Annotated in this window: 21 protein-coding genes; 13 read left to right on the top strand and 8 right to left on the bottom strand. The window is 68.8% G+C overall.

The window, feature by feature from the left end; genetic code table 11:
* Positions 1–65: 65 nt before the first annotated feature.
* Complete coding sequence (gene urtA / locus KF892_14640) at positions 66–1,319, bottom strand: urea ABC transporter substrate-binding protein (GenBank protein ID MBX3626251.1); 1,254 nt, start codon at positions 1,317–1,319, stop codon at positions 66–68.
* Between the two features lie 68 nt (positions 1,320–1,387).
* On the opposite strand from urtA, the gene KF892_14645 reads away from it, so the two are divergent.
* From KF892_14645 to KF892_14670, 6 genes are all read left to right on the top strand, one after another.
* Complete coding sequence (locus tag KF892_14645; GenBank protein ID MBX3626252.1) at positions 1,388–4,987, top strand: response regulator; 3,600 nt, start codon at positions 1,388–1,390, stop codon at positions 4,985–4,987.
* Between the two features lie 35 nt (positions 4,988–5,022).
* On the top strand, positions 5,023–5,865 hold the full coding sequence (locus KF892_14650; GenBank protein ID MBX3626253.1) for a response regulator: 843 nt from the start codon (positions 5,023–5,025) through the stop codon (positions 5,863–5,865).
* A 58-nt stretch (positions 5,866–5,923) separates the two neighbouring features.
* Positions 5,924–6,661, top strand: a complete 738-nt coding sequence (locus KF892_14655; GenBank protein ID MBX3626254.1) for a hypothetical protein — start codon at positions 5,924–5,926, stop codon at positions 6,659–6,661.
* A 143-nt stretch (positions 6,662–6,804) separates the two neighbouring features.
* The gene (locus tag KF892_14660) at positions 6,805–7,974 is read left to right on the top strand and encodes a homoserine O-acetyltransferase (GenBank protein ID MBX3626255.1); all 1,170 of its coding nucleotides are present in this window, start codon (positions 6,805–6,807) and stop codon (positions 7,972–7,974) included.
* A complete protein-coding gene (metW, locus tag KF892_14665) occupies positions 7,971–8,555 on the top strand; it encodes a methionine biosynthesis protein MetW (GenBank protein MBX3626256.1) in 585 nt (194 codons plus the stop codon). Before KF892_14660 ends, metW begins: the two co-directional genes overlap by 4 nt.
* 72 nt (positions 8,556–8,627) lie before the next feature.
* Positions 8,628–9,074, top strand: a complete 447-nt coding sequence (locus KF892_14670) for a GNAT family N-acetyltransferase (GenBank protein MBX3626257.1) — start codon at positions 8,628–8,630, stop codon at positions 9,072–9,074.
* Here KF892_14670 and KF892_14675 read toward each other — a convergent pair.
* Complete coding sequence (locus KF892_14675) at positions 9,071–11,317, bottom strand: response regulator (GenBank protein ID MBX3626258.1); 2,247 nt, start codon at positions 11,315–11,317, stop codon at positions 9,071–9,073. The two genes, KF892_14670 and KF892_14675, sit on opposite strands and share 4 nt — an antisense overlap.
* A gap of 141 nt (positions 11,318–11,458) precedes the next feature.
* Here KF892_14675 and KF892_14680 point away from each other — a divergent pair, with 141 nt between their 5' ends.
* Positions 11,459–11,833, top strand: coding sequence for a response regulator (locus KF892_14680; protein ID MBX3626259.1), 375 nt, complete (start codon positions 11,459–11,461; stop codon positions 11,831–11,833).
* Positions 11,834–11,846: 13 nt separating this feature from the next.
* On the opposite strand, the gene KF892_14685 is transcribed toward KF892_14680, so the two are convergent.
* The 3 genes from KF892_14685 to KF892_14695 all read right to left on the bottom strand — a co-directional run bounded on the left by KF892_14685 (position 11,847) and on the right by KF892_14695 (position 14,294).
* Complete coding sequence (locus KF892_14685; protein ID MBX3626260.1) at positions 11,847–12,428, bottom strand: chalcone isomerase family protein; 582 nt, start codon at positions 12,426–12,428, stop codon at positions 11,847–11,849.
* Between the two features lie 88 nt (positions 12,429–12,516).
* Positions 12,517–13,605, bottom strand: a complete 1,089-nt coding sequence (locus KF892_14690; protein MBX3626261.1) for an S-adenosylmethionine:tRNA ribosyltransferase-isomerase — start codon at positions 13,603–13,605, stop codon at positions 12,517–12,519.
* On the bottom strand, positions 13,602–14,294 hold the full coding sequence (locus KF892_14695; GenBank protein MBX3626262.1) for an SDR family oxidoreductase: 693 nt from the start codon (positions 14,292–14,294) through the stop codon (positions 13,602–13,604). Before KF892_14695 ends, KF892_14690 begins: the two co-directional genes overlap by 4 nt.
* Positions 14,295–14,408: 114 nt before the next feature.
* Here KF892_14695 and KF892_14700 point away from each other — a divergent pair, with 114 nt between their 5' ends.
* The 3 genes from KF892_14700 (at position 14,409) to KF892_14710 (ending at position 17,223) form a co-directional block, all read left to right on the top strand.
* Positions 14,409–14,984 carry a helix-turn-helix domain-containing protein gene (locus tag KF892_14700; GenBank protein MBX3626263.1) on the top strand — a complete coding sequence of 192 codons (576 nt, stop codon included), beginning with the start codon at positions 14,409–14,411 and terminating at the stop codon, positions 14,982–14,984.
* A gap of 78 nt (positions 14,985–15,062) precedes the next feature.
* The gene (locus KF892_14705) at positions 15,063–16,025 is read left to right on the top strand and encodes an MBL fold metallo-hydrolase (GenBank protein ID MBX3626264.1); all 963 of its coding nucleotides are present in this window, start codon (positions 15,063–15,065) and stop codon (positions 16,023–16,025) included.
* A gap of 106 nt (positions 16,026–16,131) precedes the next feature.
* Entirely contained in the window at positions 16,132–17,223 is a 1,092-nt protein-coding gene (locus KF892_14710) for an acyl-CoA desaturase (GenBank protein ID MBX3626265.1), read from the top strand.
* Here the strand turns inward: KF892_14710 and KF892_14715 are convergent.
* Positions 17,218–18,135 (bottom strand): LysR family transcriptional regulator, encoded by a 918-nt coding sequence (locus KF892_14715; protein ID MBX3626266.1) that lies wholly within the window; start codon positions 18,133–18,135, stop codon positions 17,218–17,220. The genes KF892_14710 and KF892_14715 overlap by 6 nt on opposite strands.
* Positions 18,136–18,238: 103 nt before the next feature.
* Between KF892_14715 and metE the strand changes: the two genes are divergently transcribed.
* Positions 18,239–20,524 carry a 5-methyltetrahydropteroyltriglutamate--homocysteine S-methyltransferase gene (metE, locus tag KF892_14720; GenBank protein MBX3626267.1) on the top strand — a complete coding sequence of 762 codons (2,286 nt, stop codon included), beginning with the start codon at positions 18,239–18,241 and terminating at the stop codon, positions 20,522–20,524.
* A gap of 268 nt (positions 20,525–20,792) precedes the next feature.
* Positions 20,793–21,788 (top strand): IS110 family transposase, encoded by a 996-nt coding sequence (locus tag KF892_14725; protein ID MBX3626268.1) that lies wholly within the window; start codon positions 20,793–20,795, stop codon positions 21,786–21,788.
* A 193-nt stretch (positions 21,789–21,981) separates the two neighbouring features.
* Here KF892_14725 and KF892_14730 read toward each other — a convergent pair whose 3' ends face one another.
* Together KF892_14730 and KF892_14735 are read right to left on the bottom strand one after the other, a co-directional pair.
* Positions 21,982–23,436 (bottom strand): PLP-dependent aminotransferase family protein, encoded by a 1,455-nt coding sequence (locus tag KF892_14730; protein MBX3626269.1) that lies wholly within the window; start codon positions 23,434–23,436, stop codon positions 21,982–21,984.
* Positions 23,433–24,209, bottom strand: a complete 777-nt coding sequence (locus tag KF892_14735; GenBank protein MBX3626270.1) for a hypothetical protein — start codon at positions 24,207–24,209, stop codon at positions 23,433–23,435. The genes KF892_14730 and KF892_14735 overlap by 4 nt, the downstream gene beginning before the upstream one ends.
* Before the next feature lie 245 nt (positions 24,210–24,454).
* Here KF892_14735 and KF892_14740 point away from each other — a divergent pair, with 245 nt between their 5' ends.
* A complete protein-coding gene (locus tag KF892_14740; protein ID MBX3626271.1) occupies positions 24,455–25,480 on the top strand; it encodes a caspase family protein in 1,026 nt (341 codons plus the stop codon).
* Positions 25,481–25,496: the final 16 nt, after the last annotated feature.

Raw genomic sequence — 25,496 nt, forward strand, 5'->3', positions numbered from 1 at the left:
TGTCGAAGCCGGCGTGTGGCACGGCAGGCCCTTCGACAGGCTCAGGGCGAACGGACTCGTTCTGCTTACTGGTAACCCTTCGGGAACGGGTTGGGCTCGATCAAGTTGGGCGACTCGGCCACCAGCTTGAACTGCCCGTCCGCCGTCATCTGCCCGATGCGCGCCTTGCTCCACAGGTGGTGGTTCTCGTGGATCTTCACGTAGCCCTCGGGCGCTTCCTTGAACTCCACGCCGGTCGAGGCGACGGCGATCTTGTCGACGTCGAAGCTGCCGGCCTTCTCGACGGTCGCCTTCCACAACCACGGGCCGAGGTAGGCGGCCTGCGTCACGTCGCCGATCACCGCCTTCTCGCCGTACTTGGCCTTGAAGGCCGACACGAACTTCTTGTTGTTCGGGTTGTCGAGCGACTGGAAGTACTTCATGCAGGCGTAGAAGCCGGCCGTGTTTTCACCGCCGATGCCGAGCAGCTCGTCTTCCGTCACCGAGATGGTGAGCAGGAACTGCTTGTCGGAGGTGATGCCCGCGGCCTTCAGCTGCTTGTAGAAGCTCACGTTGGAGCCGCCCACCACCACCGCGTAGATGCAGTCGGGCTTGGCAACCTTGATCTTGTTGATGAGCGAGTTGAAGTTGGTGTGGCCGAGCGGGTAGTACTCCTCGCCGACGACCTTGCCCTTGAGCTGGTTCTCGATGTGCTTGCGCGCGATCTTGTTGCTGGTGCGCGGCCAGATGTAGTCGCTGCCGATGAGGAAGAAGCTCTTGCTCTTCTTTTCCTTGTTGGCCCAGTCGAGGCCCCAGAGGATCTGCTGCGTGGCCTCCTGGCCGGTGTAGATGACGTTCTTGCTCTGCTCCAGGCCTTCGTAGAAGGTCGGGTAATAGAGCATGCCGTTCTCCTTCTCGAAGACTGGCAGCACCGCCTTGCGCGAGGCGCTGGTCCAGCAGCCGAAGACGGCCGCGACCTTGTCGTTGACGAGCAGCTTCTTGCTCTTCTCGGCGAAGGTGGGCCAGTCACTCGCACCGTCTTCCTTGATGACCTTGATCTTGCGGCCCAGCACGCCGCCCATCGCGTTGATCTGGTCGATGGCGAGTTGCTCGGCCTGGATCGAGCCGGTCTCGCTGATGGCCATGGTGCCGGTGGCCGAGTGCAGCTGGCCCACCGTGACTTCGGTGTCGGTGACGGCGAGCTTGGTGGTGTTCACCTTCGCGGTCGGGAAAGCTTGAGCAAACGAAGGCGCGGCCAGCCCCGCCAGCGGCAGGGCGGCGGCGCCTTGCAACAGGCGGCGGCGTTGGGCGTCGGGGGTGCGGTCGTGGTCGCGTGACATGGCGGTGCTCCTGGCGGGCAGTGGTGGTGAAGAAACCGTGCAGATCAGCACCAGCCTTGTGCAGCGTGATGCGATCGCGTTGGGTTCACTGTCCAAGAACCGCTGCGTATGGCGAATACGTCATTCAACGTAGCCCCGGCTCCGTTCGCCCTGAGCCTGTCGAAGGGCCAGTCCTGAGCTTGTCGAAGGGGGCTTCGACAAGCTCAGCCCGAACGGAGTGGGGCGTGGGTTCGCTTCTTGCATTGACGCTGGTCAGAGCAGGAGTACGAGCTGTGTCCGGGGCCACGCAAAAGATCTTTCGCATCCGTCGCGACTACAACACCTGGGTCGCCGACGAAACGCTGGAGGACTACGCGCTGCGCTACACGCCGCGCCACTTCCGCAAGTGGAGCGAGTTCCGCGTGGCCAATACCGCGTTCGGCGCCACCTCGTTCCTGGCCCTCGAAGCCATCGGCGGTGCGATCGCCATCAACTACGGCTTCTCGAACGCGCTGTGGGCCATCCTCGTCGTCGGGTTGATCACCTTCCTGACCGGCCTGCCCATCAGCTACTACGCCGCCAAGTACGGCGTCGACATGGACCTGCTGACCCGCGGCGCGGGCTTCGGCTACCTCGGCTCCACGCTCACCTCGCTGATCTACGCGAGCTTCACCTTCATCTTCTTCGCGCTCGAAGCGGCCATCCTCGCGCTCGCGCTGCAGATGTACTTCGGCTGGCCGCTCGCGTGGTGCTACCTGCTGTCGTCGCTGGGCATCCTGCCGCTCGTGATGTATGGCATCACGCTCATCTCGCGCCTGCAGACCTGGACGCAGCCGCTCTGGCTCTTCCTGCTCGCGCTGCCCTTCGTGTGGGTGCTCGCGAAGAACCCGCAGGCCTATGCCGACTTCACCGGCCTCGTGGGCCGCGCCTCGGGCTCGAGCGGCTTCGACTGGCTGATGTTCGGCGCCGCGGCCACCGTCGCCTTCTCGCTCGTGGTGCAGATCGGTGAGCAGGTCGACTACCTGCGCTTCCTGCCCGAGAAGACGGCCGCCAACAAGCGCCGCTGGTGGACGGCGGTGCTCGTGGCCGGCCCGGGCTGGATCGTGCTCGGCATGGTGAAGATGCTGGGCGGCGCCTTCCTCGCCTTCCTCGCCTTGCAGCACCAGGTGCCCACCCACAAGGCCATCGAGCCGACGCAGATGTACCTGGCCGGTTTCGCCTACGTGTTCGACAACGCCGCGTGGGTGCTCGCGGCCACCGTGCTCTTCGTCGTGGTCTCGCAGGTGAAGATCAACCTCACCAACGCGTATGCCGGCTCGCTGGCGTGGAGCAACTTCTTCGCACGGCTCACGCACAGCCATCCGGGGCGCGTGGTGTGGCTGGTCTTCAACGTGCTGATCGCGGTGCTCTTGATGACGCTCGGCGTCTTCGAGGCGCTGGAGCGGGTGCTCGGGCTCTACAGCAACGTGGCCATCGCCTGGGTGGGCGCGCTGGTGGCCGACCTCGTGATCAACAAGCCGCTGGGCCTGAGCCCGAAGCACATCGAGTTCAAGCGCGCGCACCTGTACGACATCAACCCGGTGGGCCTGGGCGCGATGCTCACGGCCACGGTGGTCGCGATCGTGGCCTACGCCGGCGCCCTGGGCCCGACGGCCGAGGCCTTCTCGCCCTTCATCGCGCTCGCCACGGCGATGCTGCTCTCGCCGCTGCTGGCCTGGGCCACGCGCGGGCGCTACTACCTCGCACGCCCCAACCTCACGCGCTGGGCGCCGGGGCAAAACGTGCAGTGCTCGGTGTGCGACAACACCTTCGAGTCGGAAGACATGGCGCACTGCCCCGCCTACGACGCGCCGATCTGCTCGCTGTGCTGCACGCTCGAGTCGCGCTGCCACGACCGCTGCAAGACCGACTCGCGCGCGGCCGAGCAGGTGAGTGCTGCGCTCGCCACCGTGCTGCCCGAGCGGCTGGCCGCGCGCGTGAACTCGCGCGTGGCGCACTACCTCGTGGTGCTGGCCTCGCTGATCGGGCTGCTGGCGGTCATCCTCGGCGTGGTGTACGACCAGCACCGCGTGCTGCACGCCGGCGAGCAACTGCTGCTGCAGGCGCCGCTGCTGAAGGTGTTCGCGCTGCTGTCGCTGGTGGCCGCGGTGGGCGCCTGGTGGATCGTGCTCGGCAGCGAGAGCCGCCACATGGCGCAAGACGAGTCGAACCGCCAGAACCTGCTGCTCACGCGCGAGATCGAAGCCCACCAGCGCACCGACGCCGCGCTGCAGCAGGCGAAAGATCTCGCCGAAGCCGCCAACCAGGCCAAGACCCGCTACGTGGCGGGCATGACGCACGAGCTGCGCACACCGCTCAACAGCATCCTCGGCTACGCGCAGATCCTCTTGAAGGACGAGCAGGTGCAAGGCGCGCGGCGCGCCTCGGTGGCCACCATCCACCGCAGCGGCGAGCACCTGCACGGCCTGATCGACGGCCTGCTTGACCTCGCGCGCATCGAGGCCGGCCGCCTGCGGCTCGACCCCGCGCCGCTGCCCATGCACGAGTTCCTCGACGACCTGGTGCGCATGGTCGCGCCGCAGGCCGAAGCGAAGGGCCTCGCGTTCAAGCTCGAGACGAGCGGGCGCATTCCGGACTACGTGAACGCCGACGCGCGGCGACTGCGGCAGATCCTCATCAACCTGCTCGGCAACGCCGTGCGCTTCACCGACCGCGGCAGCGTGACGCTGCGCCTCGACCACCGCCGCGAAGTGGCGCGCTTCGAGGTCATCGACACCGGCATCGGCATCGCCGCGCAAGACCAGGAGCGCATCTTCCTGCCCTTCGAGCGCGGCAGCGCCGGCCGCCGCACCGGCGACCCCGGCACCGGCCTCGGCCTCACCATCACGCATCTGCTCACGCAGCTGATGGGTGGCGAGCTCACGCTCAAGAGCACGCCCGGCGAAGGCAGCACCTTCAGCGTGCGGCTCTACCTGCGCGAAGTCAGCGCGCCCACCCGGCCGCGCCTGCCGCACCGGCCGGTGACGGGCTACGTGGGCCCGCGCCGCACGCTGCTGGTGGTGGACGACCAGCCCACGCAGCGGCAGATGCTGGTGGGCATGCTGGTGCCGCTGGGCTTCCAGATCCGCGAGGCAGCGAGCGGCAGCGAATGCCTGGAGAGCGTGCTCGCGCAGCCGCCCGATGCGGTGCTGCTCGACGTCTCGATGGACGACATGGACGGCTGGGAGACCGCCCGCCGCATCCGCCACGCCGGCTTTGCGCAGCTCCCGATCGTGATGGTCTCGGCCAACGCCTTCGAGAACCAGCCCGACAAGCTGGCCGAGGCCGGCGTGCAAGGTTTCGTCGACAAGCCGGTGATCGAGTCGGAGCTGCTCGCGGCCCTGCAGCGGCACCTGCAGCTCGAATGGCTGGCCGAACTGGCGATGCCGGCGTGGACGGGCTCGGTGGTGTCCGACGTGGAAGCGTCGCTGCCGGCACAGCTGGTGGGCGAGCTGATGCGGCTGGCGCGCCTGGGCCACGTGCAGGGCCTCAAGGCTGCCGTCGAGAGTGCGCTGCAGACCCACGCCGAATGCGCCCCCGAGTTGCAGCGCCTGGCCGAGCTCGTTGCGCGTTACGACCTCGAAGGCGTGTTGCAGCAGCTGGTGAAGAACCTGCAGGGCCGCGCCGCCGAAGAAGAGGTGCCGCTGTGAGCGCGGGGAGCGGCACGCGCCTGGCCGGCGTGGTGATGCTGGTCGACGACGCGCCGCAGTCGCTCGGCCCGGTGTGCATGGCGCTCGAGGAACACGGCTACAGCGTGGTGGTGGCGCACGACGGCGAATCGGCGCTCGCGCGGCTGGAGCTGGTCTCGCCCGATGCCATCCTGCTCGATGCGCTGATGCCCGGCCTGTCGGGCTTCGAAGTGTGCCGGCGCCTCAAGGCCGATGCGGCGCTCGCGCACGTGCCGGTGATCTTCATGACGGGCCTGTCGGAGACGGCGCACATCGTCGAAGGTTTCGAGAGCGGCGGCGTCGACTACGTGGTGAAGCCGGTGCGCGCGCAGGAGGTGCTGGCGCGCCTGGCCACGCACCTGCGCAACGCCCGCGCGGTGCGGCTCGCCCGCGATGCGATCGACGTGGGCGGCCACGGCGTGCTCGTGATCGATGCGCAGCAGCGCGTGGCCTGGCGCTCGCCGCAGGCGGCGGCGTGGATGCGCGAGCTGTACCCGGGCGAGGCCGGCTTGCCGGCGCCGTGGCGCCACTGGCTCGCCGAAGGAACGTCGCAAGAGCATGCGAGCGACGCGCTGCTGCTGCGCAACCTCGGCGCCGTCGGCCTCGGCGAGCAGATGCTGCTGCTGCAACGGCGCTCGCCCGAAGCGGCCACGCCCAGCCGCCTGAGCACCGCCGCGCTCACCCCGCGCGAAGCCGAGGTGCTGTCGTGGGTCGCCAAGGGCAAGACCAACCGCGACGTGGCCGACATCCTCGGCATGAGCCCGCGCACGGTGAACAAGCACCTGGAGCATGTGTTCGAGAAGCTCGGGGTGGAGACGCGGGCCGCCGCAGCCGCATTGGCGAGCCGGGAGTTGGGCTGAGTGGCAGCGCCCCCGTTGGCGCAACCGAGGGGACAATCGGTGCCAGGAGGCGTTGAACATGACGATGTGGAAAGTCCTGCTGGGTGCGGTGATGTTGGTGGTGGGCGCGGGTTGCGCATCTCCGGAGCGGGCTCCGGCCGATTCGATCCAGCGTGTCAAGCGAGTGGCCGTCGTCTCGACGGTGGGCAACGTCTTCGGGCGCACGTATATCGGCCACACCGCCTTCGGCAACGAACGGCACGTGAAGCCCATTCCGGAATGGGGCCTCAATCGCATCTACGAGGCGCAGATGTCGGAAGTCTTGCGCACGCGCTACCGCCTGACGGTGGTCGACACCGGTCTCGATCCAGCACCGTTTTCGAAGGTCGATCGCAGCTACCCCGACAAGTGGCCGGGCTGGGGTGCGATCGAGGAGCTCACGCGCAAGACCTGCGCCGACCAACAGCTCGACGCGCTGTTCGTGCTCGCCAAGGTGGGCGATTGGGGCATACACGTCTCGGCGTCCAATCACCCGCAGCAGCGGCACGGCCACCTCATGATCTCGGCCCAGTTGGCGATGCTCGACTGCAAGTCCGGCCGCCCGCTCGCGGCACGGCTGTTGCAGAACGGCGCCCTGGAGTCCAAGGTCCTCTACAACCGGGTAAGCCCGCCGATGATGGCGCTACCGGAAACTTGGCCGCGCTACGGCGACTGGACGCCGGAGATCTATGAACAGGCGCGAGCCGAACTCGTCCGCCTGCCCCAGCGTGCGTGGACCGACACGCTCGACTTCATGTTGAAGTCGCCCCCGGGATAAGGCCCGAGCCCGTCGCTATACTGCGAGCCCAGCGCTGATTTGTTCCGGATTGCGAGCGCTTAATAAATTCAGCTAAAGACAGGACGCACACCCGGTGTCCCGCTTTGGCGGCGCCGGGTTTTTTCTTAGGCATGACGTGCGTGATGAGTTCTCTCGGTAACGTGACACCGCAGGCGATGCATTTCGCCGAGCCATTGCCCCTGCGCAGCGGGGCCCGCCTGCGCGACTACACCCTCGCCTTCGAAACCTACGGCACGCTCAACGCCGACAAGAGCAACGCCGTGCTGGTGTGCCACGCGCTCAACGCGTCGCACCACGTGGCCGGCACCTACGAAGGCCAGCCCAAGAGCGAAGGCTGGTGGGACAACCTCGTCGGCCCCGGCAAGCCACTCGACACCAACCGCTTCTTCGTGATCGGGGTCAACAACCCCGGTTCCTGCTTCGGCTCCACCGGGCCGATGCACACGAACCCCGACACGGGCCGCCCCTACGGGGCCGACTTCCCCGTGGTGACGGTGGAAGACTGGGTCGACGCACAGGCCCGCTTGCTCGACCGCCTGGGCATCACGCAGCTCGCCGCCGTGCTGGGCGGCAGCCTCGGCGGCATGCAGGCGCTCGGCTGGGCCATCCGCCACCCGCAGCGCGTGCGCCACTGCGTGGCCGTGGCCACCGCGCCCAACCTCTCGGCCCAGAACATCGCCTTCAACGAAGTGGCCCGCCGCGCCATCATCACCGACCCCGAGTTCCACGGCGGCCACTTCTACGCGCATGGCGTGGTGCCCAAGCGCGGCCTGCGCGTGGCGCGCATGATCGGCCACATCACGTATCTCTCCGACGACTCGATGGAGGCCAAGTTCGGCCGCAGCCTCAAAGGCGAGCAACCGGCCTACAGCACGCAGGACATCGAGTTCGAGATCGAGAGCTACCTGCGCTACCAGGGAGACAAGTTCAGCGAGTATTTCGACGCCAACACCTACCTGCTCATCACCCGCGCGCTCGACTACTTCGACCCCGCGCGCGAGCACGGTGGCAACCTCGCCGCGGCGTTCGCCCCCGCGCGCTGCAAGTTCCAGCTCGTGAGCTTCACCACCGACTGGCGCTTCTCGCCCGCCCGCTCGCGCGAGATCGTGAAGGCGCTGCTGCACAACCGCTTCGACGTGAGCTATGCCGAGATCGACGCGCCGCACGGCCACGATGCCTTCCTGCTCGACGACCCGCGCTACCACGCGCTGATGCGGGCGCGCTTCGAGGGCATCGCGAAGGAGTTCGAGGACAAGCCAGTTGCCGTGGCGCTGAAGGGGATCGCCGTATGAGCGACCGGAAAGACATCGAACTGATCGCCGAACTCGTGCCCCCCGGCTCGCGCGTGCTCGACCTCGGCTGCGGCAGCGGCGAGCTGCTCGCCCACCTGCGCGACAAGCGTGGCTGCACCGGCTACGGCATCGAGATCGACGACGCGAACGTGCTGGCGTGCACCCAGCGCGGCGTCAACGTCATCCAGCTCAACCTCGAAGACGGCCTCGCGATCTTCGAAGACCAGAGCTTCGACGTGGTGTTGCAGTTGGAGACGATGCAGCACCTGCGCCACACCGAGCGCCTCTTGCGCGAGACGGCCCGCGTGGGGCGGGTGGGCGTGATGAGCTTCCCCAACTTCGCGCACTGGCCCAACCGCCTTCGCGTGGCCACCGGCCGCATGCCGGTGACCAAGGCGCTGCCCTACCAGTGGTACGACACGCCCAACATCCGCGTGGGCACCTACACCGACTGCGAAGTGCTGCTGCGCAAGGACGGCTTCGAGGTGCTCGACGGCTTCGGCATCCAGAACGGCGAGGTGGTGCGCCGCTTCCCCAACCTCATGGCCAGCGTGGCGGTGTTCAAGTTCCAGCGCCGGTGACACCCGCATGAATCTCCTTCTGGGGTAGACCCGAAGGGCGCAAGTGCGGGCTCACTGGCTAGGATCGGCCGCATGGTCGAAGAGTCTCTGTGCTTTCGCGCTGCCACCGTGGCCGATGCCGCGCTGCTGGGGTGCCTGAACCACCTGCTGATCCGGGACGAGGGCCATCGCAACCCGATGGGGGTGGACGAGCTGGTCGAGCGCATGCGCCGCTGGCTCACCGACGAGGGTTATGAAGCGCTGCTCGGCTTCGACGGCGACGACCTGGTCGCCTACGTGCTGTGGAGAGACGAGCCCGATTGCGTCTACCTGCGCCAGATCTTCGTGCAGCGCGAGCACCGCCGGCAGGGCGTGGCACGCCACCTGATGCTGAGCGTCTTCGAGCGCTGGCCCGACAAGCGCCTCACCGTCGACGTGCTCGCCGGCAACGCCCGCGCGCTCGCCTTCTGGCGCCGCATGGGCTACCGCGACTACGCGGTGCTGCTGGAGCGGCTGCCGCTGGCCGACGACGCCGGTTAGGCGGTCGTCGCCTGCCCGAGCGCCGAGCGCACCGCGCGGGCCAGTTCGACCAGCCGGTAGGGCTTGGCGAGCAGCTGCACGCCGGGGTCGAGCCGACCGTGGTGGACGATCGCGTTTTCGGTGTAGCCCGAGGTGTAGAGCACCCGCAGGCCGGGGCGGAGCTTGCGCGCCGCGTCGGCCAGGGCGCGGCCGTTCATGCCGCCCGGCATGACGACGTCGGTGAAGAGCAGGTCGATGTTGTCGTGCTGCTCGATGTGCGCCAGCGCGTCGGCACCGTTATCCATGTCGATCACGCGGTAGCCGAGTGAGCGCAGCTGCTGGCAGGCGTAGCGGCGCACCATCTCGTCGTCTTCGACCACGAGGATGCTTTCCTTGCCGCCGGTGGGCATGACCCGCTCGTGCGTCTCGGGGCTGCCGGCCTGGGTGTAGAGCGCCCGCGGCAGGTAGAGCTTGACGGCGGTGCCGTGCCCCTGCTCGGAGTAGATGTTGATGTGGCCGGCCGACTGCTTGACGAAGCCGTAGACCATCGCGAGGCCGAGTCCGGTGCCCTTGCCTTTTTCCTTGGTGGTGAAAAAAGGCTGGAAGACGAGCTCCAGGTGCTCGGGCGCGATGCCCTGCCCGGTGTCGGACACGGCCAGCATCACGTACTGGCCCGGCTTCACCTCGGGGTGGCTGTCGGCGTAGGCCTGGTCGAGCACGGTGTTGGCGGTCTCGATGGTCAGCCGCCCGCCCTTGGGCATGGCGTCGCGGGCGTTCAGGCACAGGTTGAGCAGCGCGTTTTCGAGCTGGCCCTGGTCGACCATGCCCTGCCACAGCCCAGCCGCGCGGATGAGCTCGATCTCGATGTGCTCGCCGAGCGTGCGGCGCAGCATCGAGTCCATCTGCGCGATGAGCTGGTTGACGTCGAGCGGCTTGGGGCTCAGCGCCTGCTTGCGCGCGAAGGCGAGCAGCTGCTGCGTGAGCGCAGCCCCGCGCTGCGCGGCGCCGACGATCATCTCGGCGAGCTGGCGTTGCTCGGCGCACTCGGGCTTCTCGCCGGCCTGCTCGGCCAGCAGCTCGGCATTGCCCATCACGACGGTGAGCAGGTTGTTGAAGTCGTGGGCCACGCCGCCGGTGAGCTGGCCCACGGCCTCCAGCCGCTGCGACTGCATCAGCCGGGCGTTGAGCTTGGTGATGTCGTCGCGCTGGTGCTGCAGCGACTCGGCGGCCTGGTTGAGCCGCGTCATCAGCTCGCCCAGCTCGCCGCGTGGCAGCGGTGGCGCGATGCGCGCGCTCAGGTCGCCTTCGGCGAGCTGGCGGGCCATGCGGGTGCTGCGCACGATCTGCCGGCGCAGCACGATCTCGGCGAAGAACCACACCACGAAGAAGAGCACCAGCGCGAGCCCGGCGAGCAGCGAGATGTCTTGCCCGAAGCGGCGGTTGGCGGTGGCGAGCAGGCTGCTCTTGGGGGCACCGGCCGCGATGCGCAGGCCGGCGGCCTGCAGGGGTGCGCTGTCGGCCAGGGCCCACACGTGCGCGTGGCCGGCGGTGTCGGCCAGCTCGTCACTGGCGGCGCCAGCGTGCTGCCCGGCAAACTGGTGCAGCGCGGTGCCGGCGAGGGAGGCCCCTTCGGGCAGCGCCGCGTCGGGGCCGTGCGAACGGGCGTAGACCGCGCCCTTGCGGTCGAAGAGCATCAGGCTCGCCCCCGGCAGCGGCGGCGTGTCGCCGTCGAAGAGCTTTTGCAGGTTGAGCGAGGCGAGCAGCACGAACTGCAGGCTGCCGTCGGCTGCGCGCACCGGGTAGGCGATCTGCAGCACGGCCACGCCGGTCAGGCGGCCGAAGGTCGGCTCGAGCACGACCTTCTCGTCGCGCGAGGCGAGTGCGGCCTTGAAATAGGCGCGGTCGCGCAGGTCGAGGTCGCGGCCGGTGCGCAACGAGTCGCAGAAGAGCCGGCCATCGGGTTTGATGGTGAGGATGCCGGTGTACTGCGGGTAGGTCTCGCGCACGTTGGAGAGAAAGGCCGAGCACGCATCGCGGTCGTCGGTCTGCAGGTCGCGTGCGCGGCCCAGGCCGTAGAGCAGCTGGGCGGTGCCCTGGATGCGGTCGACCAAGGTCTCGCTGCGCCGCTGCGCGAAGGCCACCAGCACGGCGGTGTCGGCCTCGACAGCGCGGTCACGGTCGTGGAAGAAGCGCGCCAGCGCCAGCAAGGCGGGCAGGGCGGTGGCCAACAACGTGAGCAGCAACAGCCGGGTTCGGATGCTCATGGTTCTCCCTGCTGTCTGTGCGTGCGGTGTGCGCTGCTATGCTGCTTTGGCCTGGCGGCAGCGGGTGTGCCGAGGGCGAAACTGCGGCGGATCATAAGCGCCGACCGTGCGAGTGGCTGTATCTGACAGAGGTCTTGCCCGATGCCCGATGGACGACTGTTGATCCTCGACGACGACCCCGCGGTGGGCCAGATCCTGCAGATGGCGGCCAAGAGCGCGGGGGTCGAAGCACGATGGTGCGAGCACGTTCACACCTTCTTTGAAAACCTCGCCGACTGGCGCCCCACGCACGTGGCGGTCGACCTGCTGATGCCCGACATTTCCGGCCAGGAAGTGCTGCGCCGCTTGGCCGAGGCGGGCTGCCGCGCGAAGGTGATCGTCTCGAGCGGCCTGGGCGCCGGTGAGCTCGACGAAGCGCTCGGCGAAGCGCGCGCACTCGGGCTGCAGACGGCGGGCGTGCTGCCCAAGCCGTTTTCGCTGGCGGCGGTGCGTGCGCTGCTGGCGCCGCCCGCCTGACATGGGGGCGGCCTCAGCCGCCCAGCAGCGCTTCTTTCAGCAGGTTGTCGGCGGGCGAAGCGCCGACCCAGATCTTCATGATCATCGAGAAGAACTCGGCGTCGCCCACGGGCTCGCCCTGGGCCTTGCCGGTGATGAAGAACTGCGTGCCCTTGCCGGGCACGAACTCCATCGCGAACGAGTCGCCGGGCATCAGCTTGGCCTTGCCCGAGAAGACTTCGATCAGCCGCGTGGAGGCCAGCGCGTGCTTGGTCATCAGGTCTTTCGAGGAGTTCTCGCCCATGCCCTTGAGGAAGAGGCGGCCGAGCTCGGTGCTCGGCAGCTCGCGCAGCGCCACGAAGTTGAGGCGCTTGGGCCCGGGCAGCGCCAGCAGGTCGTCGACCTTGCTCACCTTCTTGGTGGTGTAGAGCGCCATGTCGTAGACCTTGAACACGGTGCGGTGGCGCGTGCCGGCCCCGTTGAGCACGAGCGGGGTGCCGGCCACCACGGTGGACGCTTCGAATTTGGTGGATGTGTTTTGCGCCTGCGCGGCACCCAGCGTCAGCACCAGGCTGGTCACGAAGGCGGCTAACGGGCGGGCAAGGGCAGCACACATGGGAACTCCGGATTTCGAGATGTCGGTATGGGCCGGATTATTCCCGCCCCGCCGAAGCACGCGGCTCCCGGGAAACCCCGCGCCGGGGTCACGCGGCGTGCGATATGGCGCGACTGGGCGCGGGTTCTGCCCTGCGCACCGGCTGCCGCTCGATGAGCACGGAGTCCCCAAACTCGTGCGTGCGGTATCCGCCCGCGTCGAGGCTGCGGTCGACCTGCTGCAGCAGCGCCGCCGGCGCGAACGCGTGCAGCAGCCCGTGGTGACTGGAGCCCGGCTCGTGCGTGCCGGTGACGATGGCGTCGACCACCTGCAGCCAGCCGAAGCTCTGCGGGCCCAGGCGCTGGGTGGCCACACCGGGGCCGGCGCGCAAGGTGCCGCGGCGGCCGGCGTGTTCGAGCGCGCGTGTGACGGTGGTGCCGAGCGCGATGACGCGGCCTCCTTGCGCGTGCGCGGCGTGGATCGCCTGCACGGTGGCGGCGGGCAGGTGGTAAGGCTCGTCGAAGGGCAGGCGCGCGTCGAGCTCAGGGTCGCCGGTCGACGACAGTCCGGCCGCATGTGTCAGCGTGGCGAAACCCACCCCCTGGTCGCGCAGCGTGTGCAGCAGGCCCCAGTCGAGCAGGAAGCCGGCCGAGGGCGGCTCGAAGGCGACGGGCAGCGCGGCCACGCGGGTCCACACGTCCCACAGCGCCAGCGTCTGCGGCACGTGGGCGTATTGCACTGGCTTGCCGTGGTGCGCGAGGCCGGCCCAGATGGCATCGGGCGTGCCCTCGAAGCGCAGCGCGATGAGGCGCGGGTGGTCGAGCAGGCGCAGCACCTGCGCGCGCAGCGGGCCGAGCGCGAGCCGGTCTCCGGGCTTCAGGGGCGGCGGCAAGGGGCGGTCTTCGGTTCGGGTGCGGTGGTCGCCGGCGCCGAAGACGATGGCGGTGAACTCGTGAACATCGTCGACTGCCAGCGAGCGGCGGCCGGCAAGGCGCACCTCGATCACCTCGCCTGTGGGCAGGTGCAGGCCGTGCAGGCTGGCGGGTAGCGTGGCCGCATCGTTGGCCACGAGCAGGTCGCCTGCGCGCAGGAAGCGAGGCAGTGCGGTGCGGGCGGCATGGTGCAGCCGCCCTTGGCCGTCGACGACGAGCAGGCGCGCATCGCGCGGGCGTTGCACCGGGGTGGTGGCGGGTGTCATGCAGGCTCCTTTTCGGTCAGGCGGCGCAGGATCTCGCGCGCCGCGTCGTCGGGGCGCTTGAGGGTCGCGGGGTCGGCGTCGGGAAGCGCCAGCGCGTGGAACGGCGTGTCCATGTCGCCCGGGTCGAGCGCCAGCACGCGCACGCCGTGCTCGCGCAGCTCTTCGTGCCAGATGCGGCTCAGGTGCGAGAGCGCAGCCTTGCTTGCGCCATAGGCGCCCCAGCCGGGGTAGGGCGTGGTGGCGGCGTCGCTCGTGATGTTGATCACCGTGGCGGGCCGCCCGTCTCGGGCCGAGGCGCGCAGGGCGCCCAACAGCGCCTTGGTGAGGCGGAAGGGGCCGAGCAGGTTGGCGGCAAGCGCCGCCTCGAGGTCTTCGCAGTCGGTGTCGGCCAGCAGCGCCAGCGGCACCGGGCCGAGGTGCGAGGCGTTGTGGATGAGCACGTCGAGCCCGTCGAGTGCGGCGGTGATTTGCAGGGCCAGCGGGTAGATGTCGTGCTTGCGGGTGATGTCGCCGACGAGCCCGTGCGTGCCGGGCAGGCTGCGCGCGACGTCGGCCACACGCCCGGGCGTGCGGGCGACGAAGGCGACATGGGCGCCAGCCGCGTGCAGCTGTCGCACGAGCGCGAGGCCGAGGCCCGAGGTGCCGCCGGTGACGGCGACGCGCAGGTCTTGAAGCGGGGAGTGATGCATGGTGTGGCTTCCGAGGTGTCGATGGCCTGCACGATAGGCAGCCGTGCCCTGCGAGACGAGCGTCTTGTCCATCCGATTGGCAAGCCGGCCTTCGAACGGACAATGCAGCCCACCATGCCGGCCGACGACCCGTCTTCGATTCCTGCCCACCTCGCCCGCAACCTCGCCGGCCTGCGCCACACCCGCTCGTTGACGCAGGAGCAGCTGGCCAAGGCCGCCTCCGTGCCGCGATCGACGATCGCCAACCTGGAGTCGGGCGTGGGCAACCCGTCGCTCGCGGTGCTGGTGAAGGTGGCCGGCGCGCTCGGCGTGCCGATCGACGAGCTGCTGGCATCGCCGCGCGCGCTGGTGCGGCACTGGTCGGCCACGGAGGTGGCGAAGCGGCACAAGGGGCGCGGCGTCACCATCCGCGAGCTGGTGCCCGAGCCCGTGCCCGACGAGATGATGGAAGTGATGGACTTCGCCCCGGGCGCGGTGATGGCCGGCACGCCGCACCTGCCGGGCACGCGCGAGTTCTTCACCTGCCTGCACGGCCAGGTGGTGGTCAGCGTGGCCGGCGAGCGCTACCCGCTGGCAGCGGGCGAAGTGCTGGCCTTCCCGGGCAACCTGCCGCATTCGTACCAGAACGCCGATGCGCTGGCAGCGGCGCAAGGCGTGTCGGTGGTGGTGCTGGCCAAAGCAGGGGTCTGAGCATTCCCTGTCATGAATGCGGATTAGTGCGCCCCGCCTATGCTCGCGTCCCCACTCACAACACCAAGAGGGACTCCCATGACGATTGCACGATCACTTCGCCGCGCCGTTGCGGCCTTCGCCGGCGCCCTGCTGCTCTCGACCGCCGCCCACGCCGAGGCGCCGCAGGTCAAGACCCAGGCCCCTGGCTGGTACCGCCTGATGATCGGCGACATCGAGGTCACCGCGCTGCTCGACGGCGTCATCAACCTCGAGCCGCACAAGCTCCTGACCAACACCAAGCCGAAAGACGTGAGCCAGCTGCTGGCGAAATCCTTCCTCGGCGACTCGGTGCCGACCTCGGTCAACGCCTACCTCGTCAACACCGGCGGCAAGCTGGTGCTGATCGACGCCGGCGCGGCCACGCTCTTCGGCCCCGGGCTCGACCAGCTGCACGCCAACCTCAAGGCCTCGGGCTACAAGCCGGAGCAGGTCGACGTGGTGGTCATCACCCACATGCACGGCGACCACATCGGCGGCCTGATCCAGGGCGGCAAGATCGCCTTCCCCAACGCCACCGTGATGGCCGACCAGCACGACGCCGACTTCTGGCTCAGCGCCGAGAACCTGGCCAAGGCGCCCGAGGGCATGAAGATGTTCTTCCAGGGCGCGCAGATGACGCTCAACCCCTACGTGGCGGCTGGCAAGTTCAAGCCCTTCGAGGGCAACACCGAGATCGTGCCGGGCGTGAAGGCCGTCGCCGCACACGGCCACACGCCGGGCCATGCGGTGTACAGCGTCGAGTCCAAGGGACAGAAGCTCGTGCTGTGGGGTGACCTGATGCACGTGGCCGCGGTGCAGTTCCCCAAGCCCGAGGTGACCATCCAGTTCGACAGCGACAGCAAGGCAGCGATGGCCCAGCGCAAACGCGCGTTTGCCGACGCGGCCAAGGGCGGCTACTGGGTGGCCAGCGCGCACCTGCCCTTCCCGGGCATCGGCCACCTGCGCGCCGACGGCAAGGGCTATGTGTTCGTTCCGGTGCACTACACGCCGGTCAAGTGAACGGATGACGCTCGTCAAGCAGCCCGCAAGGGGGTGACGGCGGCGGTGGTGGGCCGGGGCAGAATCCTGCTCCGACCCGACCACCTCGGCGTGTGCGCCGATCCGCATGACCACCCTCAGCGTTCCCCGCATCAGTTTTGCGCCGCGCGCGCCGTTTGCCGACGCGCTCAAGTCGCGTGTCGCCGCGTATTTCGCCAGCACCGGCCGCAGTGAGCGTGGAGACTGGCGCCTCTTCACCAAGACGGTCTTCGCTTACGCCCTCCTGATAGCCAGTTATTCGAGCGCCGTCTGGTGGGTGCAGAGCGGCTGGGGCCTGCTGCTGGTCGCGCTCGGCATGGTGCAAGGCTACGTGCTGATCGCCTTCAACGTGATGCACGATGGCGCCCACGGCAGCTACTCGCGCCGCACCTGGGTCAACCGGCTGGCCGGCGCGTCGATGGACTTCATCGGCTCCAGCGCCTTGCTGTGGCGCCAGAAGCACAACCTGCTGCACCACACCTACACCAACATCGACGGCAAGGACGACGACCTCGCCCTCGGCCGGCTGCTGCGCCTGAGCCCGCACCAGGCCTGGCACCCCTGGCACCGCGTGCAGCACTGGTACGCCCCGCTGCTGTACAGCCTGCTCACGCTCTACCTCGCCATCTACTCCGACTGGCACAAACTCATCACCGGCCGCATCGGCCACACGCCACTGATGGAGCGCAAGTGGACCGACGTGGCCTACTTCCTCGCCACCAAGGCGTTCTACGTCACCTATGCGCTGGTGATCCCGATGCTCTTCCATCCGGTGTGGCTGGTGCTGCTGGTGTTCTTCGGCATCCACGCCCTCTTCGGCCTGACGCTGAGCCTCGTCTTCCAGCTGGCGCACATCGTCGAAGACCTGCAGTTCCCGCAGCCCGACCCGGCCAACGGGCGCATGGCCACCGACTGGGCCACGCACCAGGTGCAGACCACCGCCGACTTCGCGCCGCGCAACCGGCTGGCCACCTTCTACATGGGCGGCCTGAACTTCCAGGTGGAGCACCACCTCTTCCACCACGTGAGCCACGTGCACTACCCGGCCATCCACCACATCGTGCGCGAGACCTGCGCGGAATACGGTGTGCCCTACCGCTGCTTCGGCACGGTGCGCGAAGCGGTGGGCTCGCACTTCCGCTTCTTGCGGCAGATGGGGCAGCGGCCCGCGGCGCTATAGGCGCACGAGCCCCGGCAGCAGCTGGAAGCTGGTGTCGCGCAAGGTCTCCACGAACGCACGCACGTAGGGCCGCTGCGACAGGCCCGCCTTGTGCGCCGCATGCAGGCGCGACACCAGGCCGCGCTTGCCCACCGGCCGTGTGCTGACGTAGCCGCGCTCCACATACGGCTGCACGCTCCAGCTCGGCAGCACCGCGATGCCGCGCCGGCTGGCCACCAGCTGCAGGATGGCGACGGTGAGCTCCGAGGTGCGCCGCGGCGGGTTCACGCCGGCGGGGGCGAGCACACGCATGATGTCGAGCAGGCTGTCGGGCACCGGGTAGTGGATCAGCGTCTCGCCCGCAAAGTCTTTCGGCGTGAGGTGCGTGCGTGCGGTGAGCCGGTGGTCGTTGGCCATCACCGCGACCATCGGGTACTGGAAGAGCGGCACGAACTCGATGCCGCTGCTGTCGTCGACCTCGGAGGTGATGGCCAGCTCGGCGCGGTCGCTCACCACCAGCCCCACCGGGTCGGCGTGGAAGCCCGAAACGATGTCGAGCTCGACCTCAGGCCAGTGCGGGCGGAAGGCGTCCATCGCCGGCATCAGCCAGTCGAAGCAGGTGTGGCACTCCACCGCGATGCGCAGCGGCCCCGCGCTGCCGCCGGCCATGTTGGCGAGGTCGCGCTCGGCGGCCTGCACCGCCTCCATCACCTGCAGGCCCAGCTGCGCCAAGCGCAGGCCGGCCGGCGTGAGCCGCACCGGCTGCGTGCGGCGCTCCAGCAGCTCGAGTTCGTACACGCCCTCCAGCAGCTTCAGCTGGTGCGACAGCGCCGACTGCGTGAGGTGCAGCCGCTCGGCGGCAGCGCTCAGCGAGGGCGCTTCCATCAGCACGGCGAGGGTGCGCAGGTGGCGCAGTTCGAGGGGCGTGGGCATGGGGGTATGAATCCGATTCAAGCGAATGCTGAAATTCTTTCGCTTGAATCATAGAGCCCCCGTTCCTAGCATCGCCGGATTCCTTCGACACCACGAGAACGGCATGAAAACGCACACCCTGGGCTTCCCGCGCATCGGCGCACAACGCGAACTCAAGTTCGCCCTCGAGCGCCACTGGCGCGGCGAGTCGCAGCCCGAGGTGCTGCCGCTGATGGCACAGGAGCTGCGCACCCGCCACTGGCTGCTGCAGCGGCACGCGGGGCTCGACTTCGCCACCACCGGCGACTTCTCGCTCTACGACGCGATGCTCGACCACGCCCTCATGTTCGGCGCCGTGCCGGCGCGCTTCGGCTTCACGCCGGGCCAGATCGGGCTGCCCGAATACTTCGCCCTCGCCCGCGGCAACGCCACACAGGGCGCGATGGAGATGACGAAGTGGTTCGACACCAACTACCACTACCTCGTGCCCGAGCTCTCAGCCGACCAGCACTTCAGCCTGCACGCGCAAGGTCTGCTCGACGCAGTGCGCGAGGTCGAGAACCGCAGCTTCACGCCGAAGCCAGTGCTGATCGGGCCGCTGACCTTCCTGTGGCTGTCGAAGATCCACGGCCTGCCCGAAGGCGCCGACGAAGTGGCGGCCAAGCTCGCGCTGCTGCCGCGCCTGCTGCCGGTCTACCAGCAGCTGCTCGCGGCGCTGGAAGCGCGTGCCGTGGCCTGGGTGCAGATCGACGAGCCGGTGCTGGCACTCGACCTGCCGCCCGCCTGGGGGCAGGCGCTGCCCGAGGTGTACCGGGCCCTCGCGCCGCAGCACCTGCGCATCCTGCTGGCCACCTATTTCGAGTCGGTGGAAGCCCACCTGCCGGCGCTCGCCACGCTGCCGGTGCACGGCCTGCACCTCGACCTCGTGCGCGCCCCGCAGCAGGCCGCCGCGGCGCTGCGCCTGTGGCCACGCGACAAGGTGCTGTCAGCCGGCGTGATCGACGGCCGCAACATCTGGCGTGCCGACCTGCGCGCCGTGCTGGCGCAGCTGAAGCCGCTGCACGCCCGCTGGGGCCAGCGGCTGTGGCTCGCACCGAGCTGCTCGCTGCTGCACTGCCCAGTCGACCTTGCGGCGGAGACGCGGCTCGACCCGCAGGTGAAGCGCTGGCTCGCGTTCTCGGTGCAGAAGCTCGCCGAGCTCGGCACCTTGAAGCGGGCGCTGCAAGACGGCGAGGCCGCCGAAGCGAAAGCCCTCGACGAGAGCGACGACGCCCAACGCTCTCGCCGCAGCAGCCCGCAGGTGCAGCAACCCGCCGTGCGCGCCCGCGTGGCCGCACTGCAGGCGGCCGACGCCGAGCGCCAACACCCGTATGCCGAGCGCAGCGTGCAGCAGCGCGCACGCCTGAAGCTGCCGCCCTTTCCCACCACCACCATCGGCTCCTTCCCGCAGACCAACGAGATCCGCGTGGCCCGCGCGCGCTTCAAGCGCGGCGAGCTGCGCGAAGCGCTCTACCGCGAGCAGATGCAAGACGCCATCGGCCAGGCCGTGCGCGAGCAGGAAGCGCTGGGCCTCGATGTGCTGGTGCATGGCGAAGCCGAGCGCAACGACATGGTCGAATACTTCGGTGAGCAGCTCTCGGGCTATGCCTTCACCGACAACGGCTGGGTGCAGAGCTACGGCTCGCGCTGCGTGAAGCCGCCGGTGCTCTTCGGCGACGTGGCGCGCCCCGCACCGATGACGGTGGAGTGGACACGTCATGCGCAGAGCCTCACCTCACGCTGGATGAAGGGCATGCTCACCGGCCCGGTGACGATGCTGCAGTGGTCCTTCGTGCGCGACGACCTGCCGCGTGAGCAGGTGGCGCTGCAACTGGCGCTTGCGCTGCGCGATGAAGTCACCGACCTCGAAGCCGCAGGCATCGCCGTGATCCAGATCGACGAGCCGGCTTTCCGCGAAGGCCTGCCGCTGCGCCGCGCCGATTGGGCGGCCTACCTCGAATGGGCGGCGCGCGCCTTCCGCATCAGCGCGAGTGGCGTGCGCGACGACACGCAGATTCACACCCACATGTGCTACTCGGAGTTCAACGACATCCTGCCGTCGATCGCCGCGATGGACGCCGACGTGATCACCATCGAAACCTCACGCTCGCAGATGGAGCTGCTGCGCGGCTTCGGCGACTTCGCCTACCCCAACGAGATCGGCCCCGGCGTCTACGACATCCACTCGCCGCGTGTGCCCGATGCCAACGAGATGCTGAGCCTCCTGCGCAAGGCCCGTGAGGTGATTCCCGACGACAGGTTGTGGGTCAACCCCGACTGCGGATTGAAGACCCGCGGATGGGAAGAGACGCGGGGGGCGCTGCGTCACATGGTGGAAGCAGCGCAGGCGTTGCGGCGCGAGATTGCTTGAGGATCTAGTCGGCTCGGCGTTGCTGCGACAGGGCGCCGTGTTCCGTTCATGTCCCTTCTTGGTGAACGCTCCCGCGTTCACCAATTCATTCCTTTACTTGTATCTTTCTTTCACCCCCTTGCAGGAGACTGCAGGGAGAGCCAAGTTCGCGGTCGGCGCGCCAAACCTGATCCTTACGAGAGCTTGCAGTTCGAAGTGAAGCTATTGGCCAACGCGCCGGCCCGTTCTTCCCACAACCGTGTAGCCCGAACAGTTGCCAATCATGAACATGCATCCGCAAGTCAGGGTAGCGAGCGGCGAGCAGCGGCCCAACGCAGGCATCGACGTGTCCAAACAGCATCTGGATGCTTGTTGGAGCGAAGTTGAACTGCGCGTGGCCAACGACGCCGGTGGGTGGAACGAGCTGATCGCCAGGCTCGTGGCCGAGCGCGTAGACCTCGTGGTCATAGAAGCCACGGGAGGCTACGAGCGAGGCTTGGTGTGTGCGCTGCAGGAAGCGGACGTAGCCGTCGCACGGATCAATCCGCGCCAAGCGCGCGACTTTGCCAAGTCGATGGGTGTACTGGCCAAGACCGATCGGGTGGACGCACGCTGCCTGCGTGACCTGGCCGACGTGCTGGCACGGCACAAGGAGCGCCACAAGTACATCACCGCTCCGTCGGACCCGCAGCGTGAGGCGCTCAACTCGCTGATGCTGCGGCGGCGCCAGCTGGTGGACATGCGTGCCGCAGAAGCCAACCGCCTGGCGGTGGCGGCGCACAAGAAGGCCAAGAGCAGCGTCCTGGCCGTCAAGCGTGTGCTGGATAAGCAGATCGAGCAAATCGACCAGGAAATCCAGCGGCACATCGATGACCACTTCGACAGCCAGAGGCAGCTGCTGGACAGTGTCAAAGGCGTGGGTGCAGTGACCATCGTGACGCTGCTGGCGGCCTTGCCGGAGTTGGGCAAGTTGAACCGGCGGGCCATCGCCAAGCTCGTGGGGACGGCCCCCATGGCGCACGATTCGGGCCCGCGCAAGGGAAGTCGCCACATCTGGGGTGGTCGTGCGGCGGTGCGCTCGGTGATCTACATGGCGGCGTTGTCGGCGAGCCGAAGCAACCCGGTCATCAGCACGCACTACCAGCGCTTGGTGGCCGCAGGCAAGCCCAAGAAGGTCGCGCTGGTGGCCTGCATGCGCAAGCTTCTCGTCATCCTCAACGCAATGCTGCGTGACGGCTCCGCATGGAATCCCGACAAACACATCCCTCTCAAGACCTCTTCTTGACTTGACACCGAACACAGTTGCTTCACTCCACACGGCGCCCTGCCGCAGCAACGCGGCACGGCCGTCGCACGGCAAAGATTTCTAGCGGGCGACCACTGTGTCTCCCGGCGCGGGTGTGGGGTGGGTGACGCAGTGAAGTCAAGGAGGAGACGAAGACCACGGGAGTGGTCTTCGTCGGGGGACATGAACGGAGTCACCCACCCCACGCCCGCGACGCCGCTCCGACGACGACAGGCCCCAACGCCCGAGCCGCCGAACGGAGCGCCCGCTCCGAAAACCCCGCGTACCCAAACACCCACCCGCGCCGGCGTGTCTCCACGCCATACAAGGACAGCGGCGCGAGGTACACGCCCGCCTCTCCGGCCGCGCGGCTCAACGCCGTGTCATCCCGCCCCGCCGCGATCTCGAAGGACAGATGCATGCCCTGCCCCGCCGGCGTCAACTGCAGCCGCCCGTCGGTCGCCTTGCGCAAGGACTCGACCAGCACCGCCTGCCGTTCCTGATACAGCTCGCGCATTCGCCGCAGGTGGCGCAGCAGGTGGCCCTCGGTGATGAAGCGCGCCAGCACCTCCTGCGAGGCGCCCGGGCTGTGGCGGTCGGTGAGCGAGCGGGCGCTGGCAAAAGCTTCCACCAGGTGGTGTGGCAGCACGATGAAGCCGAGCCGCAGGCCCGGGTGCAGCGTCTTCGAGAAAGTGCCCACGTAGAGCACACGTTCGCTGTGCGGCAGGCTGCACAGCGCGGGGATGCGGTGCGTGCCGTACTGGAATTCGCCGTCGTAGTCGTCTTCCACGATCCACGCGCGCTGCTGGCGCGCCCACTCCAGCAGCTCCAGCCGGCGCGGCAGGCCCATGTGCACGCCGAGCGGGAACTGGTGCGTGGGCGTGACCACCGCCATGCGCGCCCGCGGCCAGCGCGCCGCACCCTCGGCGATGTCGAAGCCCTGGGCGTCGACCTCCACCGGCCGCACCGTGACGCCGTGGCTGAGGAGGCACGCACGGATGCCGAGGTAGCCCGGGTCTTCGACCATCACCTCGTCGCCCACGTCGAGCAGCAGCCGGGCCAGCAGGTCGATGGCCTGCTGCGAGCCCGAGGTCACCACGACCTGACCCGGCTCGCAGCGGATGCCGCGCGACACCAGCAGCCACTGCGCGATCGCCTCGCGCAGTGGCGGGTGGCCGGCCGGCGAGCCGTACTGCGCGGTGCTCTGCTGCAGGCCGAGCGGCACCTGGCGCGCCAGGCGCGACCACAGCTCGAACGGGAAATCGGCCACCGAGGGCGCGCCGATGCGGTACGGCACCACCGCCGACACCGGCGGGCGCCAGCGCAAGGCGGTGTCGGCGATCTGCCGGCCGCGGCCCGACAAGCCGCTCTCGGGTTGCAGGGCCGCGCGCTGGCGGGGCGCGGCCGCGGGGTGCAGCGCGGCGAGGTCGGGCGCGACGTAGCTGCCGTCGCCCACCCGCGCCACGATGTAGCCCTCGGCGCGCAGCCGGTCGAGCGCCCACAGCACCGTGTTGCGCGCCACGCCCAGCGCCTGGGCGTGCTCGCGTGACGGCGGCAGCTTGCTGCCGGGCGCGAAGGTGCCCTGCTCGATGGCGCTGCGCAGCTGCAGGTAGACCCGCTGGCGCAGCGACGGCGCCGTGGCCGTCAGAACGCCACCACCGCCGCCAGCGTGAAGCCCTGGGTGGTGTCGCGTGCGTCCTGCTTGATGACGGGCGCCGTGGGCACGCTGGTGTCGCTGCTCAGCGAGAGGCCCTTCGCCTTGATGATCTGCGTGCGGTAGCCGAGGTTGAAGTTGATGGCCTTGACGAAGCGCCCGAGCGGCAGGGTGTAGCCCAAGCCCACTTCGCTCAGCGAGTAGTCGGCCGACACGTCGCGCGAGCCCTTGATGTTGAGCACGCCGATGCCGAGTGCCCCGTATACCGAGAAGCCGCCCGACAGCGCCGACGCCGCGCTCACGCCGACCGTGGGGCCGGAGACCTGGTAGATCTTGAGGCCCGAGGCGGTGATCTGGTCGAACTTCTTGTAGCCGATGGTGGCCGCGAGGCCCGGGGTGATGTGGTAGCCGAAGTTGGCGTCGACCTCGCGCCGCTTGAACTCGGAGGGCCCGCCGAAATCCTCGAAGCTGTGGGTCGAGTTGACGGCCCCACTCACCGAGCCGATGAAGTCGCGGTAGCGGAAGCTCAGCTGGGGGATCACCATCGCCTTGGTCTTGGCGGACTCCTGGGTCACGAACTCCTGGTTGCTGCCGTTTTCCTGGATGAACCAGGTCGACCAGTCGGCCACCCAGACCTTGGTGCCGAAGTTGACACCGAAATTGGACTCCTGGGCCTGGGCGGCACCGCCCGCCAGGGCGAAAGTCAGGGCGCAAAGGGTGGGCAGGCGCGGCGACACACGCCGGCCAGAGCGATCGGTTGTTTGCATGAGAGGCTCCAACGACAGACGGGGTGGGCGAAGCCGGTGCGGACCCGGCTTCGGACGGGTGGCTTGGCGCACCCAACGGCCATGCGTCCAAGCGGAAAGCATGTTAGGCGTGACGTAAGTCAGCCTCCCCCTCAAAACAGCGGATGCCACACCGGCAGGCTCGGGGTATCTTTTGATACAGGGACGTGATAGAGCCGCACAGGCCGTCACCGCACGCGAGCCGATCCGTGCGACGGGATACCACCATGAGCCAGAGCAAGACCTTCTTCGCCACCTGTGCCGCCGCCGCATGGCTGGCAGCGCTGTGCCTCGTGCCCACCGCGGCGCTGGCCCAGGCCCGCGCCGCCGCGCCGGCCGAACTCAAGCGCGTGGCGCTCGTGGTCGGCAACGCCCGCTACACCGGCGTGCCGGTGTTGACCAACACCCTGAGCGACGCCGACGACATGTGCAAGGCGCTGCGCGAACTCAAGTTCGACGTGCTGTGCGTGCGCGACCTCAAGACCCGGCGCGACTTCAAGCGCGCGGTGCAAGACTTCACCGGCAAGCTCGGCACCGGCGTGGCCGGCCTCTTCTACTACGCCGGGCACGGCCTGCAGATCGACGGCGAGAACTACCTCGTGCCCACCGACGCCCGCATCGAGCGCAAGGAGGACGTGGAAGACGAAACGGTGAGCCTGCGCTACGTGATGGCCGCGCTCGATGAGGCCCGCAGCGACTTCAGCTTCATCATCCTCGACGCCTGCCGCAACAGCCCCTTCACCCGCGGCTTCACCCGCGCCGTCAACCGCGGTCTGGCCGCCGTGAGCGACACCCCCACCGGCTCGCTGGTGCTCTACTCCACCGCCGCCAACGACACCGCCTCCGACGGCCCGAGCGGCCAGCGCAACAGCCCCTTCACCAAGCACCTGCTGACCCACATGCGGCAACCCGGCCTCACGGTCGAGGCCATGATCAAGCGGGTGTCGGCCGGCGTGCAAAACGACACCCAGGTGCAGGGCGGCAAACGCCAGGTGCCCTTCAGCTACGGCTCGTTCACCGGCGAGTTCTGCTTCGCCGGCTGCGCCAACCCGACCGAGCAGGCCGAGATGGCGCGCCTGAAGAAGGAGCGCGAGGCGCTCGAGAAGGCGCAGGCCGAACTGGCGCTGCGCGAAGCCGAACTCAAGCGCGCCACCCCGGCACCCGCTCCGGCACCGCCGCCTGCAGCCGAGCCGGCCACGCGCGCCACGGCGCCCAAGCCGGCGCCGCGGCCGGTGGTCGTGCCCTCGTTCTGAGGCCGACGGCGCGCCG

Source organism: Rhizobacter sp. (assembly GCA_019635355.1).
GTDB lineage: Bacteria > Pseudomonadota > Gammaproteobacteria > Burkholderiales > Burkholderiaceae_C > Rhizobacter.

Bases quoted from the DNA above. Each gene is read 5' to 3' on its own strand.
- KF892_14740 (MBX3626271.1), top strand. From the start codon at position 24,455: ATGAGCCAGAGCAAGACCTTCTTCGCCACCTGTGCCGCCGCCGCATGG.
- KF892_14660 (MBX3626255.1), top strand. From the start codon at position 6,805: ATGAGTTCTCTCGGTAACGTGACACCGCAGGCGATGCATTTCGCCGAG.
- KF892_14685 (MBX3626260.1), bottom strand. From the start codon at position 12,428: ATGTGTGCTGCCCTTGCCCGCCCGTTAGCCGCCTTCGTGACCAGCCTG.
- KF892_14705 (MBX3626264.1), top strand. From the start codon at position 15,063: ATGACGATTGCACGATCACTTCGCCGCGCCGTTGCGGCCTTCGCCGGC.
- KF892_14715 (MBX3626266.1), bottom strand. From the start codon at position 18,135: ATGCCCACGCCCCTCGAACTGCGCCACCTGCGCACCCTCGCCGTGCTG.
- urtA (MBX3626251.1), bottom strand. From the start codon at position 1,319: ATGTCACGCGACCACGACCGCACCCCCGACGCCCAACGCCGCCGCCTG.
- KF892_14735 (MBX3626270.1), bottom strand. From the start codon at position 24,209: ATGCAAACAACCGATCGCTCTGGCCGGCGTGTGTCGCCGCGCCTGCCC.
- KF892_14690 (MBX3626261.1), bottom strand. From the start codon at position 13,605: ATGACACCCGCCACCACCCCGGTGCAACGCCCGCGCGATGCGCGCCTG.
- KF892_14700 (MBX3626263.1), top strand. From the start codon at position 14,409: ATGCCGGCCGACGACCCGTCTTCGATTCCTGCCCACCTCGCCCGCAAC.
- KF892_14710 (MBX3626265.1), top strand. From the start codon at position 16,132: ATGACCACCCTCAGCGTTCCCCGCATCAGTTTTGCGCCGCGCGCGCCG.
- KF892_14645 (MBX3626252.1), top strand. From the start codon at position 1,388: ATGCGATCGCGTTGGGTTCACTGTCCAAGAACCGCTGCGTATGGCGAA.
- metE (MBX3626267.1), top strand. From the start codon at position 18,239: ATGAAAACGCACACCCTGGGCTTCCCGCGCATCGGCGCACAACGCGAA.
- KF892_14670 (MBX3626257.1), top strand. From the start codon at position 8,628: ATGGTCGAAGAGTCTCTGTGCTTTCGCGCTGCCACCGTGGCCGATGCC.
- KF892_14675 (MBX3626258.1), bottom strand. From the start codon at position 11,317: ATGAGCATCCGAACCCGGCTGTTGCTGCTCACGTTGTTGGCCACCGCC.
- KF892_14695 (MBX3626262.1), bottom strand. From the start codon at position 14,294: ATGCATCACTCCCCGCTTCAAGACCTGCGCGTCGCCGTCACCGGCGGC.
- metW (MBX3626256.1), top strand. From the start codon at position 7,971: ATGAGCGACCGGAAAGACATCGAACTGATCGCCGAACTCGTGCCCCCC.
- KF892_14725 (MBX3626268.1), top strand. From the start codon at position 20,793: ATGCATCCGCAAGTCAGGGTAGCGAGCGGCGAGCAGCGGCCCAACGCA.
- KF892_14650 (MBX3626253.1), top strand. From the start codon at position 5,023: ATGCTGGTCGACGACGCGCCGCAGTCGCTCGGCCCGGTGTGCATGGCG.
- KF892_14680 (MBX3626259.1), top strand. From the start codon at position 11,459: ATGCCCGATGGACGACTGTTGATCCTCGACGACGACCCCGCGGTGGGC.
- KF892_14655 (MBX3626254.1), top strand. From the start codon at position 5,924: ATGACGATGTGGAAAGTCCTGCTGGGTGCGGTGATGTTGGTGGTGGGC.